This window comes from Lentimicrobium sp. S6, from assembly GCF_013166635.1.
GTDB lineage: Bacteria > Bacteroidota > Bacteroidia > Bacteroidales > UBA12170 > UBA12170.
The window spans coordinates 205,280-224,434 of sequence record NZ_JABKBZ010000001.1 but is presented as its reverse complement, the minus strand read 5'-3'; the positions used below and the strand labels follow the sequence as shown (position 1 = coordinate 224,434).

The 19,155-nt window shown below is 35.4% G+C and carries 17 protein-coding genes; 12 read left to right on the top strand and 5 right to left on the bottom strand.

Going from position 1 to position 19,155, the window contains the following annotated elements; translation table 11 throughout:
* Positions 1-141 precede the first annotated feature (141 nt).
* Both HNS40_RS00945 and HNS40_RS00940 read left to right on the top strand, forming a co-directional pair.
* Complete coding sequence (locus HNS40_RS00945; RefSeq protein ID WP_172276290.1) at positions 142-1,317, top strand: endonuclease/exonuclease/phosphatase family protein; 1,176 nt, start codon at positions 142-144, stop codon at positions 1,315-1,317.
* 63 nt (positions 1,318-1,380) lie between these two features.
* Complete coding sequence (locus tag HNS40_RS00940; protein WP_172276288.1) at positions 1,381-1,623, top strand: GlsB/YeaQ/YmgE family stress response membrane protein; 243 nt, start codon at positions 1,381-1,383, stop codon at positions 1,621-1,623.
* A 66-nt stretch (positions 1,624-1,689) separates the two neighbouring features.
* Here HNS40_RS00940 and HNS40_RS00935 read toward each other — a convergent pair whose 3' ends face one another.
* From HNS40_RS00935 to HNS40_RS00925, 3 genes are all read right to left on the bottom strand, one after another.
* Entirely contained in the window at positions 1,690-3,852 is a 2,163-nt protein-coding gene (locus HNS40_RS00935; protein WP_172276286.1) for an Omp28-related outer membrane protein, read from the bottom strand.
* 6 nt (positions 3,853-3,858) lie between these two features.
* Positions 3,859-4,014, bottom strand: coding sequence for a hypothetical protein (locus tag HNS40_RS00930; RefSeq protein WP_172276284.1), 156 nt, complete (start codon positions 4,012-4,014; stop codon positions 3,859-3,861).
* Between the two features lie 163 nt (positions 4,015-4,177).
* Entirely contained in the window at positions 4,178-5,908 is a 1,731-nt protein-coding gene (locus HNS40_RS00925) for a tetratricopeptide repeat protein (protein ID WP_172276282.1), read from the bottom strand.
* A gap of 96 nt (positions 5,909-6,004) precedes the next feature.
* Here HNS40_RS00925 and HNS40_RS00920 point away from each other — a divergent pair, with 96 nt between their 5' ends.
* The 6 genes from HNS40_RS00920 (at position 6,005) to HNS40_RS00895 (ending at position 11,233) form a co-directional block, all read left to right on the top strand.
* Entirely contained in the window at positions 6,005-6,616 is a 612-nt protein-coding gene (locus HNS40_RS00920; protein WP_172276261.1) for a peroxiredoxin-like family protein, read from the top strand.
* A 2-nt stretch (positions 6,617-6,618) separates the two neighbouring features.
* Positions 6,619-7,092 carry a thioredoxin family protein gene (locus HNS40_RS00915; RefSeq protein ID WP_172276259.1) on the top strand — a complete coding sequence of 158 codons (474 nt, stop codon included), beginning with the start codon at positions 6,619-6,621 and terminating at the stop codon, positions 7,090-7,092.
* Between the two features lie 234 nt (positions 7,093-7,326).
* Positions 7,327-8,610 (top strand): rhodanese-like domain-containing protein, encoded by a 1,284-nt coding sequence (locus HNS40_RS00910; RefSeq protein WP_172276257.1) that lies wholly within the window; start codon positions 7,327-7,329, stop codon positions 8,608-8,610.
* Between the two features lie 32 nt (positions 8,611-8,642).
* Complete coding sequence (locus HNS40_RS00905; protein ID WP_172276255.1) at positions 8,643-9,626, top strand: L-histidine N(alpha)-methyltransferase; 984 nt, start codon at positions 8,643-8,645, stop codon at positions 9,624-9,626.
* Between the two features lie 344 nt (positions 9,627-9,970).
* Complete coding sequence (locus tag HNS40_RS00900) at positions 9,971-10,252, top strand: DUF427 domain-containing protein (RefSeq protein WP_172276253.1); 282 nt, start codon at positions 9,971-9,973, stop codon at positions 10,250-10,252.
* A 129-nt stretch (positions 10,253-10,381) separates the two neighbouring features.
* The gene (locus HNS40_RS00895) at positions 10,382-11,233 is read left to right on the top strand and encodes a hypothetical protein (protein ID WP_172276251.1); all 852 of its coding nucleotides are present in this window, start codon (positions 10,382-10,384) and stop codon (positions 11,231-11,233) included.
* Positions 11,234-11,283: 50 nt separating this feature from the next.
* On the opposite strand, the gene hemW is transcribed toward HNS40_RS00895, so the two are convergent.
* Positions 11,284-12,411, bottom strand: coding sequence for a radical SAM family heme chaperone HemW (gene hemW / locus HNS40_RS00890; protein ID WP_172276249.1), 1,128 nt, complete (start codon positions 12,409-12,411; stop codon positions 11,284-11,286).
* A gap of 862 nt (positions 12,412-13,273) precedes the next feature.
* Between hemW and HNS40_RS00885 the strand changes: the two genes are divergently transcribed.
* From HNS40_RS00885 to HNS40_RS00870, 4 genes are all read left to right on the top strand, one after another.
* On the top strand, positions 13,274-15,430 hold the full coding sequence (locus tag HNS40_RS00885; RefSeq protein ID WP_172276247.1) for a S46 family peptidase: 2,157 nt from the start codon (positions 13,274-13,276) through the stop codon (positions 15,428-15,430).
* 282 nt (positions 15,431-15,712) lie between these two features.
* Positions 15,713-16,360 (top strand): outer membrane beta-barrel protein, encoded by a 648-nt coding sequence (locus tag HNS40_RS00880; protein WP_172276245.1) that lies wholly within the window; start codon positions 15,713-15,715, stop codon positions 16,358-16,360.
* Between the two features lie 64 nt (positions 16,361-16,424).
* The gene (locus HNS40_RS00875) at positions 16,425-16,889 is read left to right on the top strand and encodes a DUF1456 family protein (protein ID WP_172276243.1); all 465 of its coding nucleotides are present in this window, start codon (positions 16,425-16,427) and stop codon (positions 16,887-16,889) included.
* A 3-nt stretch (positions 16,890-16,892) separates the two neighbouring features.
* On the top strand, positions 16,893-17,393 hold the full coding sequence (locus tag HNS40_RS00870; RefSeq protein WP_172276241.1) for a hypothetical protein: 501 nt from the start codon (positions 16,893-16,895) through the stop codon (positions 17,391-17,393).
* A 127-nt stretch (positions 17,394-17,520) separates the two neighbouring features.
* On the opposite strand, the gene ahpF is transcribed toward HNS40_RS00870, so the two are convergent.
* Entirely contained in the window at positions 17,521-19,071 is a 1,551-nt protein-coding gene (gene ahpF, locus HNS40_RS00865; RefSeq protein WP_172276239.1) for an alkyl hydroperoxide reductase subunit F, read from the bottom strand.
* Positions 19,072-19,155: the final 84 nt, after the last annotated feature.

Below are 19,155 nucleotides of genomic sequence, written 5' to 3'. Positions count from 1 at the left end.
GCACTTGTTCTATAATGCTTAATGATTTTTTCCAAATAGTGTAACGATGCCATACCATATTTATCCCTGAAGAATACTCGATTCTGAGGCCGAGAACAGATCAATAAAAAGGAATAGATATTTTACCGACATTTACAGGCTATGAAAAAACACAGATACATCATACTAGTATTAGCCGTACTTATATTTAGCAATAAAGCCTTTACTCAAAGTTTTCCTGATTTACATTTTGGGACCGACAATACTTTAGATATAGTGAGTTGGAATATAGAATGGTTTCCCAAAGAAGGGCAAACTACCATTAATAATGTAAAGGGAATTGTTGATGCATTGGATGCTGAAATTATTGCAGTCCAGGAAGTAGATAGTAAAACTTCTTTTCAGCAATTAATAAATCAACTTGCTGATTATGATGGCTATTATTTAAATGATGATTACCAGAGCTTGGCTTACCTCTTTAAAAAATCGGAGGTTCAAGTGATGGATAGGTATGAGATTTATACTTCCTCTAATTACTGGAGTCCCTTTCCTCGTTCTCCTTTGATTGTAAAAATAAAGTTCAGAAATGAGATTTATTATATCATCAATAATCATCTGAAATGTTGTGGAGATGGCAATTTAGATCCCTATGATACAGGTGATGAAGAAGCCAGAAGGCTTAGAGCTTGTAATCTATTAGATGATTATATTGAAGGCAATTTAAGCAATGATAAGGTGATAGTATTGGGGGATATGAACGATGAAATCACAGATAGATCCCAAGATAATGTATTCACCACTTTCCTTTCTAAACCTAGCAAATATAGTTTTGCCGATATGAGAATAGCTGAAAGCAGTAGTTCTGGATGGTCTTATCCTGATTGGCCATCGCATTTAGATCATATCTTGTTGACCAACGAATTGTTTGAACAGGTGGAACAAGATGGTTCTTCTTGTGAGGTTATCAGATTAGATGATCATTTTTATGGTGGATTTAACGAGTATGAAAACAAGGTGAGCGATCATCGACCCGTAGGAATTAGGATCAAAGCTGAAGCTCAAGGAATTTTCAATCTCGGCAGCACCAATATAAGGCTAAAAAATGCCCCCAACCCCATTACTCAATCTACTGTTTTTACTTTCCCTGCTCAAAGTACTAATGGCGAAATCAGTATCTTTAATTCTAGTGGGATTCTTTTAGAGAAAATAATGATTCCTGAGAACACAAACTCTATTATTTGGCATCCTCAAAATAAACTTGATGGTATTTATTATTCTCAATTTAGGGTAGATGACAAAACTATTTCTTCGGGGAAAATCCTCATTATAACCCAATAAGCTATTGCAATTTCATCTGTATTTTTCTTATCTTTAGTTCTTTATTTAACCAAAAGAACAATTATGAGTATTATCGGAGTTATTATTATTGGCCTATTTGCCGGTTTTATTGCGGGATATTTAGTAAAAGGAACTGGCTTTGGATGGATCATCAATCTAATCCTTGGAATTGCTGGTTCACTATTAGGAAGTTGGGGTTTTTCCTTGATCGGAATTAATTTTGGAAATGGTTTGTTAGGAACATTAATTGCTGCAACGGCAGGCGCAGTAATTATTATTTTTGTAGTGAATTTCTTTAAAAAATAGGGCCTCCATAAAAAAGGAAAGCCAGCCCTTTTACCGAGCTAGCTCTCCATCCATCATGAAATTAACCTACTCAATTATCACCTTTTTAGTGATGACAATCTCATTTGTATTTAGTATCAATAAATAAATTCCTTTTCTATACTTAGAAACATCCAATTTAAACTCTTCTGTTCCGACTTGGAAAGTATTCAATAGCTCACCAGTCATATCATATAGTGCAATAGACCGAATTTCTTTGTCAAGTTTTATATTCATAAAATCAGAGCTAGGATTTGGATATAGCAATAGTTTTTGATTATTCATATTTACAAGCCCATCAATTACTAAATTCACTTCTATGTCTACATCTTCTCCATCAACTATAACTTGGTCATCAAAGGCTTCAAAGCCATTTAAACTTATTGAGTAATCATAGGTACCATCCTCGTAATTTTCAAATGTGGTTTGGCCTGAAGCATTTGTGGTTTGTGTTTCTCCATCGATGGTGATTTCAGCTCCTCCAAGGGGTATGGAACCATCTAATACTGTATAGCTTATGCTATAATGAGAAACAAAAGCCGTCATTTCTACAACTTCGAATATATCATCATCAATAACAGTAATCGATCCACTAGCTGACTCGTAACCATCTTTTGTAGTAGTAAACTCGTAAATACCAGGTGTCACATCTTGATAATTGATAAAGCCCAAGTCATCAGTAGTTAATATTCCATAAGACTCTAAATTTACCTCAGCACCTTCAATAGCGTTTGATTCCTGATCAATAACATTAAACGCTACTTCATAAGTTTCTGTTCCCTCTTTATAATTGATTTTAATATTATCAAAGCTACAGTTACCCTCTAAGGAGTTATGTTTCCATGCAAAGAAAATATCTGTGTCTTCTGTTGGGAGATCCTCCAATAGAAGTTCATATGTCTCCCATTCTGTTGTTGGAATAATAGTCATAATATCAACAAATGATTCTGGATCTGTTGGATCCGACATGATTCCAAAAACCATTTCCATTGGAAAACCACTATCTTCACCTATATCAAAAAATATCTTTTCTCCAGGGGTAATGTTAATCTGTTCAGTTGCCATAATCATTGGTGATAAATCATCACTTTGTCTAAAAAAGAGAATTCTACCATCATAATGATAAATATAATTACCACCCGTTTCATTGATAACAGTATAACTATCAGGGATATCGGTTGTGAAATCTTCATAGTAGTAATAACCCGGATCAGCCATAATTATAACTTCTATAACGTCTTGATCAACTACATCAATAGTTCCTTCAGCTGGAATAAGACCAGATGCAACAATTTCATAATCATAAGAACCAGGTAAAACAGCTTCGTACATAATCTGACCTGAAGCATCAGTAAATTTCACCCCACCATATTCTAAAAATAGTTCGGCACCTTCAACTGGAGTATTATTGGCATCTACTACATTTATTGTAATAGTATAATCTGTCATACTACTCACTACTGGAACTTGTTTTGATTGAACCAAACTTTTATCGCTGTCGTCCTGAACAAATACAATCACGTGTAAGTCGTTTTGAGTTTCCATATTAGTAGAACTCATATCATAAGAAAAATTTAAAGTTTCGGTATCGCCATTGCTTAATGCAGGCAGAGTAGTACCAGAGGCATCAGGAAACATTTTCATCATTACATGTGTAAATTCTAACTCACCATTGCTTCCTGTATTTTCAAATGTTCTACCTTCAACTACAACAACTTGTGCTTTAAGACCTGCAGGATAGTCGGCAAGAGCATTTAAATCAACTGCTATTGTGATATTATTATCAGGGTCTATTTCTGCAGTAGATACTTCTATATCTAAATAAGTAGTTTGACCCTGATAACTATCATATACTTCCTGAGTACACTCATTTGGATGCATTTGATCTGAATTTACATACAAAGAAGGAACAGATGAGACACCATAATAGGATGTTCTAGCTCCAACTTCCGCAGTATAATATGGGTCTCCAGCTCCAGGAAAGTTTGTTTGATACTTAATAACACTATATGTACCAGGGTTATCTTCTAAGAGGGCATCGAAAATAGGGTTGGCATAAGCACAAGGAGGGCAAGTAGAGCTAGTAAATAGTTCAAAAAGCGGTATTAATGGAACTTCATCATTTACATTTTTATTGCTTTGAGCGAATAAACCAAGGCTTATAAAAAGTGCTAAAGTCGTTTGTAACAAGTGTAAAGTAAATTTTTTCATAGTGAATTATTTTTTATTGTTGTTTTTGTTATTTGATGGCTTTAGAATTTGCAATTGTTCCATCATCTTTTTCAAGACTTCATTTTGATTTTTCTTTTTCTCAATGAAAAGTTTTAATTCATCGGAATTCTCTTGTTTTAAGACATTTTCATCTTTTTCCATCGGCAATATTTTTTCGAAGCAAAGATGAAGTTCAGAAGGACAAAAGACAAAAAAACAACCTATACAAATCCTTAGATGGATGTGAATGTGACCTATACAAATCCTTAACAAAAACAATAACTATTTGATTAACTATAGAATAAAAAAACAGAAGAGGCTAAATTTAAAACTTAGAGAGAAATGAAGAAAGGTTCTCTTTGGTATTGGTAATTCCTAGTTTTTTGCGTAGACGAGAACGTGCTATCTCAAGTGAGGAGGTTCTTTGTCCGGTTAATTCTGATATTTCTTTGGTGGTCATATTGAGTCGGAGGAAGGCACACAAACGTTGTTCACTAGAACTCAACTCGGGAAATTCTTGCAATAAGTTTTCGTAGAAACTAGTATGAACTTGTTGGAAGCGAACTTCAAATTCTTCCCAAATTTCTTTATTCGTGGATTGTTCTAATTCACTTGCAATTCTTTGAATGGCTAGCTTAGTATCATCTTTTACAGCATCGTCTCTCACCTTCATCAACTTAGTGGCCAGTTCTGATAAGACTTCATTCTTGCGCATCAGGCCCATCACATTAGAGGTTAACTCTTTGTTTTTCGATTCCAGTTTACCTTCTAACTCTTTCCTTTTTATAATGGCGTTTTTGGCTTTTAAGCGATGGCGAGCCACCAAAATGAGAATGATAAAAACAAAGAACGATACGATTATAACAGCTGTAATGATATATTGAAATTGGATTCTTTCCCTTTCAATTTCTCGCAGCTGTTCTTGCTTTTCAAATTCAGAAAGTAATTCCAACTGTAATAGGCGGTTCATGCTTTTTTCCAAATCCAGACTATCTTTCAACTGATACTGAATCTGGCTATACTTATAAGCACTATCTATATTCCCTAGGCCTTTATAAACATAGTGCAATCGCATGGCCGATACATAAATGGACTTTTTTAAGTGGTTTTCCTTGCCAAGTTGATAGGCCTTTTTAGCAAAAACCAAACTTTTATCTAGGTCTTCAAGTTCCTCATAATATTTAGAATATTGAGTGTTAATGGCACATCGCTTTGGAACATGATTGATTTCAACAAAAAGAGCCTCTGCCTTGTTATAATAATAGAATGCAGTGTCATAGGATTCTTTCTCTCGGTTAGTAATAGCTAGGTTAAGGTAATTTATTCCTTCCCAAAGCTTTCTTCCTGATTTTTTATTAATGACAATGGCTTTACGAATGTAATCTTCAAAATTATCGAACTCACCCATATTCCCATAATCTGCTGCCACATTATTCAATCCTCTAGCAATACCAATGATATCGTTTATCTCACGAGAAATATCTAATGATTGTTGATTATATTCCAATGACTTCTGCCACTTTTCTTGTTCAAAATAAATATTCCCAACGCGATATAAAGCTTTACTAATTCCTTTTTTATCTTCTAATTCTTCGAAAAGCTTCAAGGCTTCAAAACTCATTTCAGAACTTTTATCATAATCGCCAAGATCAGAGTATGTCTGGCTGATTACTATTAAGGCATCGGCATATTCCTTTTTCAATCCAAGCTTATTTGACTCTATTTTTACTTGATTAGCATAATACAAAGCCAATTTAAAATCCGACTGCTGCCAATAGATATGTGCCAGCTTATTCATGGCTCCTAATTTGCCTTTTTCATCATTATTCTTCACCGCTAATTCAAGAGCACATTCACCATAACCCAAACATAATTCTGGATTACTGGTGTAGAGACTGTCGATGATATGAAATAGGCTATTTAACTTTTCTTGAGGAGATAAGTACTGTAAACTAGTTTGTTTTAAGCTATCGCATACACTTTGACTCTGAGCAATAGAAATGGATGTCCCAAGCAGTAAGAATGAAATAATGAGTATGTGCCGTTTAATCTTCAATTGTTTCTATTATTTGTACAAATGTAATTATTTCTTAAAACTAAGATGCATTTGTAAGGATTCAAAACTCAAACTACTAATAAAGAAACAAACGAAATGAAAACAATCGTCGCTATCATATTAATTATAATCAGCTTTAATATATCTCAAGGCCAAACCACAAAATCAGTTGAGGAGGCCAAGGGATTAGCTATAGGTGAAATGGCTCCAAACTTTTCTGCTTTAAATGCCAATAATGAAACCATTATCTTAAAAGAAGCATTACAATATGGCCCAGTGGTTTTAGTATTCTATCGTGGCTTTTGGTGCCCGGTATGTAATACTCATTTGGCAACTCTTCAGGATAGTCTTCAGATGATAGAAGCAACAGAAGCAAGCATCATTGCTATATCACCAGAAAAACCAGAGTATTTAGAAAAAATGTCGGAGAAATCTGGTGCACAATTCACCCTCCTCTACGATGAGAATTATCGAATCGCCACCGCTTTCGATGTCAATTACAAACCAAAGAGCAGCCAATTAATGACTTATAATATAGCTTTGGGTGCTAAAATTAAAAAATCACATAGCAGTGATGCTCAAAATCTACCCATCCCCGCTACCTTCATCATCAATAAAGACGGTGAAATTATTTGGCGACAATTCGACCCCAATTATAAATCTCGCTCTTCAGTAAAAGAAATAATAGAAAACCTTCAAAAACTATAATGATGAAAACAAATATCAGCAGTCGTTTCCGACTTAAAACCAAAAGCATATTCACCTTATTATTAATGGTGTTTTCTACCATCGTCTTTGCACAAGAAACAAACCCCGACAAAGGAATTCAATTTAATGAAGACTCCTGGGAAGAAATTCTACAATTAGCAAAAGAAGAAAACAAACCTATCTTCCTCGATGTTTATGCCTCTTGGTGTGGACCTTGTAAAGCATTAAAACACCGAACCTTTCCTGATGCAAAAGCTGGAGAATATTTCAATAAAAACTATATCAATGTGACCTTAGATGCAGAAAAAGGAGAGGGAATTAATATTGCTCGTCAGCTTCAAGTTGATGCTTATCCTTCCTTATATATTCTTAACACAGAAGGTGAAGCAATCCTCCTATCGCAAGGGTTTCATAGTCCAGAAGAACTCGTTGAACTAGGAAAACAAGGAGTTACTGAATTGGAAAAAATGAATTGATTCTAGGCTAAACAAATTAAACGTTTTCTCCTTCAGTTATGCAATACGTCATTCCACGCAAAGAAAACGCAAAGGAAATCGCGAAGTGCGCCAAAGGCAGGGATGTCATCTCTTGAAGCGATGACATCCCTGCCCGAAAACAAAAACTATTAAACTTTGATTTATTAAAAAACTCCTTATACCCCCAATACTCAAGATAAATTCCTAATTTTAACATCTACCAAAAATTAAAGTATGAACATCAGAGAAATTTCCACAAATGAATTAAAAGACTTTATAGATAATAATAAAGGATGGCTTATTGATGCGCGGCCAACAGAAGCCTATAATGGCTGGGCTCTACAAGGAGAAAAACGAGGAGGTCATATTAGAAGGGCCAAGTGTTTACCATTAAATTGGACCAAATACTTAGACTGGATAGAGATTATTCGTTCCAAAGGTATACTTCCCGATCAAGAAATAGTGATTTATAGTTATACGAGTGATGAAGCTAAAAAACTGGCTCAGGTCTTCAAAAAAGCAGGATACGAAAAACTGGCCATCTACCCTCATTTTTTAAGCGAATGGGTCAAAAATGAAGAGCTTGAAATGGATCGCTTGGCTCGTTTCAATCACTTGGTTTATCCAGACTGGGTTCAAGCTTTAATTAAAGGCGAGAAACCTGAACACTATCATAATGATAAATTCGTGATTTGTCACTCCCATTATCGCAACCGTGATGCTTATTTAAGCGGCCATATCCCTGGTGCCATAGATTTGGACACCCTGGCTTTAGAAGCACCAGAGACTTGGAACCGACGTTCTCCTGAAGAATTAAAAGAAGCTTTGGAGGCGCATGGTATCACCAGTAATACCACAGTAGTGTTATATGGGAAATTCATGGATCCTGACAATGATGATGATTTCCCTGGAAGTGCTGCTGGTCACATTGGCGCCATTAGAAATGCCTTTATTATGATGTATGCTGGAGTAAAAGATGTACGGGTTTTAAATGGAGGATTTCAATCGTGGAGAGATGCTGGATTTGAAATTAGCAAAGAAGATGTTGCTAAAGTTAGAGTGAATGATTTTGGGGTTCAGATTCCATCTAAACCAGAATTGGCTGTTGATGTTCCACAAGCCAAAGAAATGATAGCAGCAAAAGATGCAGACATTATTTGTACAAGAAGTTGGCCAGAATATATCGGTGAGGTGAGTGGCTATAATTATATTGAGAAAAAAGGTAGAATCCCGGGGGCTATTTTTGGCAATTGTGGTACCGATGCCTACCATATGGAGAATTATAGAAACCTAGACCATACAGTTAGAGAATTTCATGAAACCAAAGCCATTTGGGATGAAATAGAAGTGACAGGTGATAAACATCTGGCTTTTTATTGCGGTACTGGTTGGCGTGGTAGTGAAGCCTTTTATAATGCATGGCTGATGGGTTTTCCAAGAGTTTCGGTATTTGACGGAGGATGGTTTGAGTGGAGTAACGATCCTGAAAACCCTTTTGAGACAGGAATACCAGACTAGTGAATTTTCTTTAAATGCTAAAGAGAAAACAAATGGAAACCACAAAAACTAATACTTTGGAACAACTTATACTAAACGCATTTGCAAAAGATTGTTTGGATGGATTATCTGCTGATAAAAAATATTTATCCTCTAAATATTTTTACGATCACTGGGGAAGTAAAATCTTTCAAGACATCATGCGCATGCCCGAATACTATTTGACCGACTGTGAATTAGAAATTTTCGAAAAACAAAAGGAAGATATTTATCAGGCTTTCTCCTCCCACACGTCCAGCTTTGAACTCGTTGAACTCGGTGCCGGAGACGGATTAAAAACCAAAATCCTCCTCAATCATTTTCTAAACAAAGAAATAGACTTTGAATATGCACCCATCGATATTTCAGAATCTGCAGTGAATCAATTATTAGTGGATTTGGAACAAGAATTCCCTAAACTAAAAACCAGAGGATTAATAGGAGATTATTTCCATCTTTTAGAGGAGCTTAACCATCAGGACCTTCCCAAGGTTTTATTATTTCTAGGTAGTAATATTGGTAATTTTAATAGAGGAAAGGCAGTGAGTTTCTTGAGTAAATTGAGAGAACAAATGAAGGATCACGATCAGCTTTTTATTGGTTTCGATTTAAAAAAAGACCCTCAAATCATCCTCAATGCTTATAGCGATCCCCATGGCCTTACTGCAGCTTTCAATCTGAATCTATTAAGTAGAATGAATAGAGAATTAGAGGCTAATTTCGATATTTCAGCTTTCAAACATCTAGAAACCTACGATGAAGAAAGTGGTGCTACCAAAAGTTTCTTGATTAGCCAAAAGAAACAAATGGTTTATCTATTAAAGTTAGAAGAACAAGTTTCTTTCGAAAAAGGAGAAAGTATTTTTATGGAAATATCCCAGAAATACGATGAGGCCATGATTAATGATTTAGCAAATTCTTCAGGTTTTAAAGTAAGCCATAGCTTTTACGATAGCCGCCATTACTACCTAAACTCGCTTTGGGAATTAAATGAATAAAACTGTTGTGTAATTCTTAAGGCTTTGATTATTAAGAATCTATTTCTGAAACATCGCTTTTTTTGAAGAATATTATAATTTATTGAATGATTTCTTTTTTGATTCCTCTATAGAAGTAGACGCTTAAAAACATAACTGATGGTGTAGTATTGATAAATAGGTATATATAGGTGCTAAATTTCACCTCAAAATGAAAAGCAATTATTTCATAATTTGAATCACTCCTAATGTTTTGTTAATATAGATTGTAAGTTATAGTGTCTAAGAACGACTACATTAAACAATTCTGTTGCAATTTATTTCTGTAAACCACAAATATTTTGCACCTTCAAAAACACAAAATTATGAAAGCAATTTGGAATGATAGAATAATCGCCGAAAGTGATGAAACAATTAATGTAGAAGGAAATGAATATTTCCCTCGAGAATCTGTAAATACAGAGTTTCTTAAGAATAGCAAAAACCATACTGTATGCCACTGGAAAGGCTCAGCAACCTATTATGATGTGATAGTGAACGGCGAAGTGAACAAAGATGCAGCATGGTATTACCCAAGTCCATCATCACTAGCCGATAAGACAAAAAACTATGTTGCTTTTTGGAGAGGTGTTAAGATAGAAAAATAAAGGAAAGTATTGTCTTAATTCATTTATTAATCCTATTTTTGCAGAACAACCATCAGAACAAAATACTCCCACGATTACTAAGAGAATGAGCTAGAGTATTTTTTATTAAAAAATTAAGAAGGGATAAGCATGCAATGGAAAGCCATTAGCTCTAAGTACGAGCAACACACCAAAATGGGTTTGGTAATACAACATCAAGTCATTCAGTTTTTAGCCATGGTTGGGAAATATCTCACCACAGAAAAGGCGGATGACAGTCATACAAATATTATTTTTGATACCGACAGAAGCTGGTTTATTGGTAAGACTTTATCCAATGGACACTTCTTAGCTATTGATGCCATTGAGTTAGATATGATGATATTAAATTCCAAATCAGAAATTCTTAATAAATTTGCATTAGAAGGAAAAACTAAAGCCAAAATATTCAAATGGATGAAAACCATGTTGTTTGGTGTAGGTATCAATGCGGATCATATGAAGATGGAGATGCATTATCAACTGGAGGAACATCCTTTAGATCGAGGTGCTTTTGTGACCTTTGATGATATAGATGGCTTTGAGGAAAATGTCATATTAAGACATAATGCTGAATTAGTTTTAAAAGAAGTTTTAGAACAAATGAGACAGAAAGTAGATATTAGAATTTGGCCTCATCATTTTGATACAAGAGCATTAATTCCTATTGAATATGGAAAAGATGGCGAGCTATTGAAGTATATTGGTATTGGTTTGGCTATTCCAGATGATATGATTGATGTTCCTTATTTCTACCTTAGCTTTTGGTCGAAAGAGAAAATTGAAGACCTAGAAAATCCTGAGGAACTGCTTGCCGGGAAATGGATGACTCCTAAATGGAATGGTGCTGTTTTAACACAGAACGATATTTTGAAGGTACAATCATCACAAATTCAACACCAAATGGTAATGGATTTTTATCGTTCTGGATTAAATGTTTTGAAAGCCTATTTTCCATACTAATCGCAACAATAGATTTAAAAATATGAGCATGGTATTAGACCATGCTTTTTTTATTCCACAAAAAATTCAGCAGCAATACCATCAGCAAAGAACTTGCCTTTTTTGGTGAGTTTAAAAACACCATATTGCTCTTGAAGCCATTCTTGCTGGATTATACCTTGTGCTTTGAGTTGAAATAAGTCATACCACTCTTTTGGGAATTCTTTTGGGGAAGCATCTAAATTGACACCCCATTTGGTTCTTAAACCAGTCATCACCCATTCGTTCCATTGGTTACTTAGGCTTAACTGTTCTTCATCAAAAGAGACGCCTTCGTTTTCCGATGATTTGATATAATCGCTCAGGTGGGCTTTATTCCAGCGGCGGCTTGTTCCATTATAGCTATGTGCCGAAGGACCTAAGCCTATATAGGGTACACCTTGCCAATAACTGGTATTATGTTGGGCATATTTACCATCTTTAGCATAATTAGAAATCTCATATTGCTCCATGGAAACCTGAGGAAGGAAATTTTGAAGCATTTCGTATTGTTGAATGGCTTTTTCGTCGTTGGGAGCTTGTAGTTTGCCTTTTTTAACCAATACATCGTAAGCTGTTTGCGGCTCTTGAGTCAAGGAGTAAGCAGAGAGATGAGTAGGCTGCAGTTGTTGGAGTATATTAAGGTTTTCCTCCCAAGACTCTATGGTACTTGCCGGAATTCCATAAATCAAATCTAAGCTCAAGTTATTGAAACCATTGTCTTGCGCCAGTTTTACACTCTCAATGGCTTCTCGTCCACTGTGAACTCTATTTACTGATATCAACTCCTCATCGAAGAAGCTCTGCACTCCAATACTCAGCCGGTTGATGCTTGTGCTTTTTAATGACTTTAAATACTCAGCCGATAAATCATCGGGATTAGCCTCTAATGTAATTTCAGCAGAAGAATTGATATCAAAAACCTCCTCTAATTTTTCAAATATTCGGTTTAAATCCGAAGCCGAATATAATGAAGGAGTTCCTCCTCCAAGATAAATACTATTTATTTTTGGGGAGGGTAAATAGTTTCTTCTCTGCTCAATTTCAAGCAATAGCGATTCCAGAAACTCTGGACGATAGCGAGTGGTTGCCAATGAAAAGAAATTACAATAGTGACATTTCTTTTTGCAAAAGGGGATATGTATATAAATTCCAGCCATAATATTTTGCAATGATAAGCAATTGGAGCATTTAATTGGGCTTTGAGTTTTTTGTTTGCATTTTTTTGGGAGGGCGTTTTTTTAGGTCCACACTCAGCCGCCTTGCCTTTTTGTTTTATTCCTTAGGTTTTCCAGACGGCCGCTATAATCCTCGTGCATATATTTACCACGGGTTAAAAACCCATGGTGAATTATATTTGACTCTTTTAGAGTTCATTGGGATAACGGATAATTTCTACTCAGCTCATTTTTTTAACTTATAGCCTGATATAATTCTGAATATTCGTATTTTACATAAGCTGAATCTTTTGACTTTCAGATAATAAATATCAGAATTTTGTTTCTTCTAAATTGGCAATAATTAAATCTCAAATTATAGAATACAAGAGATATTCAAGACAATTAACCAAGGCTTCTATTAAAATTACCACATGGTTTTAACCCGTGGTAATTGAATCCCCCCATTTTCCTCAAGTCGGCCAGATCATTTTAATTCGGAGAATTATCTTAATGCCGACTTATAGCTCAGCATTTCATATTAAAAACCCATGGTCATGTATATTTGACTCCCTTGGAGTCAATTGAGATGGCATATATTCATAAAAACGCCCCTTAATCACTCAAACCCACCACATCCACCTCACAATTAAAAAACAAAAACTTATTCTTCTGATAAAAAGACATTAAAAAATACTGCTATAGGAATCATAAAATGAGAAAGTTATAAAAAAGTGTTCACAGGCGTACATATTATCTGTGTTAATAATGCTCTAAATAGCTCATTTAGTGGACTAAAAGTGTGGATTTTATCAAAATTATTGTTTACTTTGCGCCCTAGAAATTTTAATAAAATCAAATAATAATGAGAAAATTAATCATTTTAACTTTTGCTCTTGTTCTTGCATTGCAGCCTGCATTGAAAGCTGATGAGGGTATGTGGGTTCCAATGTTCCTCAAGCAGTTGAACATTAAGGACATGAAAAAGCAAGGCTTTAAACTTTCAGCCGAAGATGTTTATAGCGTTAATAAATCAAGCTTAAAAGATGCCATCATCATTTTCGGTGGCGGATGTACTGGTGAAATCGTTTCTCCTGAAGGTCTTATTTTCACCAACCACCACTGTGGATATGGTTCGATTCAACAAGTAAGTACTATTGAGCACGATTATTTAACTGATGGTTTTTGGTCGAAAAGCAAAGACGAAGAAATTCCTATTGAGGGTTTAACTGTGAAGTTCTTAGTTCGTATGGACGATGTAACTGCTAAAATGTTAGATGGTGTTTCTGATACCATGACAGAAGGACAAAGAAGTGAAGTTTTAGCTAAAAATGAGGAGGCTTTAATTGAAGAAGCTACTAAAGATAACCATTATAAAGCTATCGTTGAAAGCTACTTTGCAGGTAATGAATTTTATTTAGTGATTTACGAAGTATTTACTGATGTTCGTTTGGTAGGAACTCCTCCAGAAGCCGTTGGTAAATATGGTGCTGATACTGATAACTGGATGTGGCCTCGCCATACTGGTGACTTCTCTGTTTTCCGTGTTTATATGGGAAAAGATGGTAAGCCAGCTGAATATTCTAAAGATAACCTTCCATACAAAAGCAAGCATTACCTTCCTGTTTCTATTAAAGATAGAAAACCAGGTGACTTCGCTTTCATCATGGGAAACCCAGGTTCTACTGATAGATATTTAACTTCTTATGGTATCGACCAAGCTATCACCGAAAGCAACCCTGCTGTTGTAAAGATCAGAACAGCCAAGTTAGACGTGATGAGAGAATTCATGAGCACTGATCCAAAAGTTCGTTTACAATACTCTTCCAAATTTGCTCGCACCGCTAACTATTGGAAATATTTCCAAGGTCAAACTAAAGCTTTAAAGCAATTAAAAGTTGCTGATGAGAAAAGAGGAATCGAAGACAGTTTCCAAGCTTGGGCTGATGCTAATGAAGATCGTAAAGCTAAATATGGTGAAGTGGTAAATATGTTTGATGAGGCTTACACTGCATCAGGAGATTACAACTTAAGCAACTGGTATTTTAGAGAAGCTTTCTATAGTGGTTCTGAGCTATTACGTTATGCTGCCTCTTTTAAAAAATTAGGAAAACTATTAAGTGCTGATACTGTAGATCAAGAAAAAGTAGATGCTGCTATCGAAAAGCTAAGAACTGGAAAAGATGATCATTTCAAAGATTATTATAAGCCATTAGACGAGAAGTTATTCTCTGAAACTATGAAGTTATACTTCTGGGATATTGCACCAGAACAACAACCTACTGTTCTTGTTGAGAATGCTAAGAAATACCAAGGTAACTTTATAGCTTGGGCTGGTGACCTTTTCAGAGCTACACATTTTGCTGATGCAGCAAGCGTTGAAGCGCTATTAGACAATCCTACAGCTGATGCGATTAATAATGACCCTGCTATTCAAATTTGGAATGGTTTCTTTGAGACTTATATGTCTATCAAGCCAATGGCTATGCCTGTTGCTGATAAAATGGCTAAAGCAAACCGTTTATTCGTTGCTGGTTTAAGAGAACAAAATCCAAATACAAAATATTATCCTGATGCTAACTTCACCATGCGTTTAACTTATGGTACTGTAGGTGGATATAGCCCAGCTGATGCTGAGGAGTTCAAATATTATACTACTACTGATGGTATTCTTCAAAAAGAAGATCCTACAAATCCTGAATTCGTAGTTCCAGCTAAACTAAAAGAATTGATTTTAGCTAAAGACTTTGGTCCTTATGCCAATAAAAAAGGTGAGATGCCAGTTGCTTTCTTAAGTAATAATGACATTACAGGTGGTAACTCAGGAAGTCCAATTATGGATGCTCATGGTAACTTAATCGGATTAGCTTTCGATGGTAACTGGGAAGCCATGAGTGGTGATATTGCTTTCGATCCTAAATTGCAAAGAACTATCAACGTAGATGCTCGTTATGTATTATTCATCATCGACAAATTAGGTGGTGCACAAAACATTATCGACGAGTTGACTATCGTGAAATAATCGAGATCAAAAACATAATATATATATATGTGGGAGCGACCTATTTGGGTCGCTCTTTTTTTATACTATATTTTCATTGTTATACGGTAACTGATAATTTCTATATTTGGGATGAGTTAAGTAAACACAGAAAAGTATTGAGAAAAAGGCTTTGGGAGGAATTGAACCAAAGCCTCATTTCGATATTAAATAGGTATAAAACACTTGGAGCAAATATAATTTGACATTATAATAATATTCGAAAGTATTCTACAGATGAGGAGTGGTCATGAAATTATTAATATGAGAAATGCTATTATTCTATTCATACTCACCTTTTACACAGGTGTCTTATGGGCTCAGAAAGAAGAGTCAGAAAACTCTGTAGAAGTGATGGTTTCTTTTAATAGAACCAACCTTAAAGATCAGAATACTGAGAATGGCAATGGTTTTGGATTGGGACTTTACCAGACGTTTCTTATGTCCAAAAAGGTGAAGCTTATATTTGGCCTAGAGTATAATAAAACCACTCAAACAAAAAATAGAATGTATGGTGGACATTATGCACATACAACAGATATAAAGTATAGTTTTAACTGGTTTTCTATTCCTTTGAATGCAAGAGTTTATTTTGGTGAAAGATTTAAGTTCTTCATAGAGTCAGGAGCTTTTGTAGACATTCCGCTCTCTGCGAGAAAAAAAGGAACATCACATTCTTGTTTACCTAATGAGGAAGGACATCCGGAATATAAAACAAATGACTTTGATGAAAAAGCCAGCCAGATACGTACTAACCTTGGCCTTAGTGTGGGTTTAGGTTTCATGAGTCCCATATCGAATACTACTTTAATTATAAAGTCAGACTATAGGTATGGGTTAAGGCCTATTCATGAATATTATGATAAAATTACCAATAAGTATTATAGAATTAGTGTTGGAATGAAAATATAAATCGATAGTATTGGCACTAAAATAGTGCTATCAAATGTTACAAAACAAAAACAACAAATGACAAATGACCAAAAACGATATATTAAGACGAATCCGCTATCTGTTTAACTATAGCGATGCTAAAATGGTTGATATTTTTAAACAAGCTGATTATCAAGTAGAGGAGGCTGATGTAATAGATTGGCTAAGAAAAACGGAGGATCCTTTTTTGATAGAGATTTCAGATAAGGAACTGGCTATTTTCCTGAATGGATTAATAGTAGAGAAGCGCGGGAAACGAGAAGGACCAGCGCCGGATCCCGAGAAGCATTTAAATAATAATATCATCCTCAGGAAATTAAAAATTGCCTTGGATTTAAAGGCTGAAGATATCATTACCCTCTTTGCTTCCATTGATATAAAAGTGGGAAAACCAGAATTGAGTGCCTTTTTCCGCAAACCCAATCATAAATCATATCGACCAGTGTTAGATCAGTATCTGAGGAATTTCTTAAATGCCTTGCAAAAGAAATCTGTTGATCAAAAATAATCAATGGACAAGAACAAAACATACATCAAAATCTCCATTGGAATTCTGTTTGGTGCATTGTTTCCAATAGGGATATATAATTTGATATTTAAGCTTTTAGAGAGGCTTCTTTTTTATATAGATTTAAATATACTCTTCGCAAGTGGTATAGCTTCTTTTGTTGCGGCAGCAGTAGCTGTATATATTTTTAGTAGAACGATGAATTATTTATTACAGTTTGATTATTCTAAAGCTCCACAGGTAAAAAGGTTATTTTTCATGGGCGTAGGTGTTAATTTGGCTATCCAACTGATTTGGTTCATCATTCCCATTATTGATGGTCGATTAGGTTCCGAATATGATGAAAAAATAAACCAAGCCTATGCGCTTTTAACTACAGATCATTTTTTAGCACATATAACTATCAATATCGGCGGTGAATTAATAGCTTTTCTGGGCATGGTATATCTTATTTACAGAAAAATAAACAGGCTCAAAACACATTCAGATTTAAATGCATCTTGAGCCTGAACCCTTATTGATTAAATGTTAATCTTTTATTTCATTGAAAAGCAACTTTAGTCAGTGCTTTTTTTGCTCCCCTTGGGGTTGGGGAAAACAAAGAAAGCAAATATCGAAACCCTTAATTATATTAACCCAAGCGATTCTTAATTTTATCCTCAAAGGCAGATAGAGCAGCTTTGGAACCTTCGCCCATGGCAATTACAATTTGCTTATAAGGAACTATTGAAACATCACCTGCTGCAAAAACTCCAGCTTGACTGGTACGGCAATGGGCATCAATTTCAATTTCCCCAAATCTATTGGTATCAACTATGTTTTTAAACACGTCGCTATTCGATTTGAGGCCAATTTGCACAAATACGCCATCGGTATCAATGGTTTTTACTTCTTTTGTTGTTCTATCTTGATATTGCAGGGCACTTACTTTCTGGCCATCCCCATCAATACTTTGGCTGGCGGCATTGGTGATGATATCCACATTAGGCATCTCATTCAATTTGTCTTGAAGAATTTGATCGCCTTTTAAGTCCTCTAGGAATTCCAGAACAGTTACATGTGTGGCGATAGATGACAAGTCGATAGCAGCTTCTAAACCTGAGTTTCCTCCACCCACTACCACTACTTTTTTGTCTTTATAGAAAGGTCCATCACAATGCGTACAGAAGGCTACTCCTGAGCCTAAATACTCATTCTCACCAGGAACACCTAATTTTCTCCAACTGGCTCCTGTGGCAATAATTAAAGCAGGTGCAGCAAACTTCTCGCCCAAGGAAGTATGAAGGTATTTCTTGCCATCTATAATTTCAGTGGATTCAATTCTTCTGTTTTCAAAAATATCTATTGGATAATCCTGGAGATGTTTCATCAGGTTGGCAGTGAGCTCTTTTCCTGTGGTTTTGGGAACAGAAATCAAGTTTTCTATACCAACGGTCTCAGCCACTTGTCCACCCACTTTCTCTGCTACCACAGCCACTGAGAATCCTTTTCTTGCTGAATAAATAGCAGCTGCTGCTCCTGCAGGCCCTCCTCCGGCAATCACCACATCGTACTCTTTGGTTTCTGTACTGGCTAAAAATTCAGAGCCTACCAGTTTTTCCAATTTATCTATTAATTCGCCCAATGAGGAGCGCCCAATATGCAAGACTTCACCATTGGCATAAACAGTGGGCACAGCTTGGATATTCAGTTTCTCTATTTCCTTTTGGTAGAGAGCCCCATCTATAATTTCATGTCGTACATTAGGATTTAAAATACTGATGACATTTAATGCTTTCACCACTTCAGGGCAATTGGTACAAGTGAGACTGATATAGCTTTTAATTTCTATTTTCCCCTTCAGGTTTTTTATTCTTTGACTAAGGGTTTCATCGGGTAGGTTTTTCCCAATGCCATCTAGATTAAGAATAGCTGCCAAAAGGCTAGAAAACTCATGCCCAGTAGGAATGGCTTTAAAAACAATATTGGTCGGCTCAGAATTTTTCAAAATTTCAAAAGAAAACCCCTCCTGAGTTTCAGTTTCCACCTTTATTTTAGAAGAACAAGATGCCACATCTTTGAGGAGCGCTGTCAGTTCGTCTCTTTTAGAATGGTTTTCAGAAGCTTGAATTTTGAATGTGTATTCGTTCTTAAGTTCAGCAAATATGCCTGTAACTTGTTGTTTTATATTTTGATCCAGCATGGCTTTGGGTTTTTAGTGAATACTTCTACTTGGTTTGAAATGAAGGAGGTTTTGACAATAGCCTCCCCCATCATTCTTGTGTTT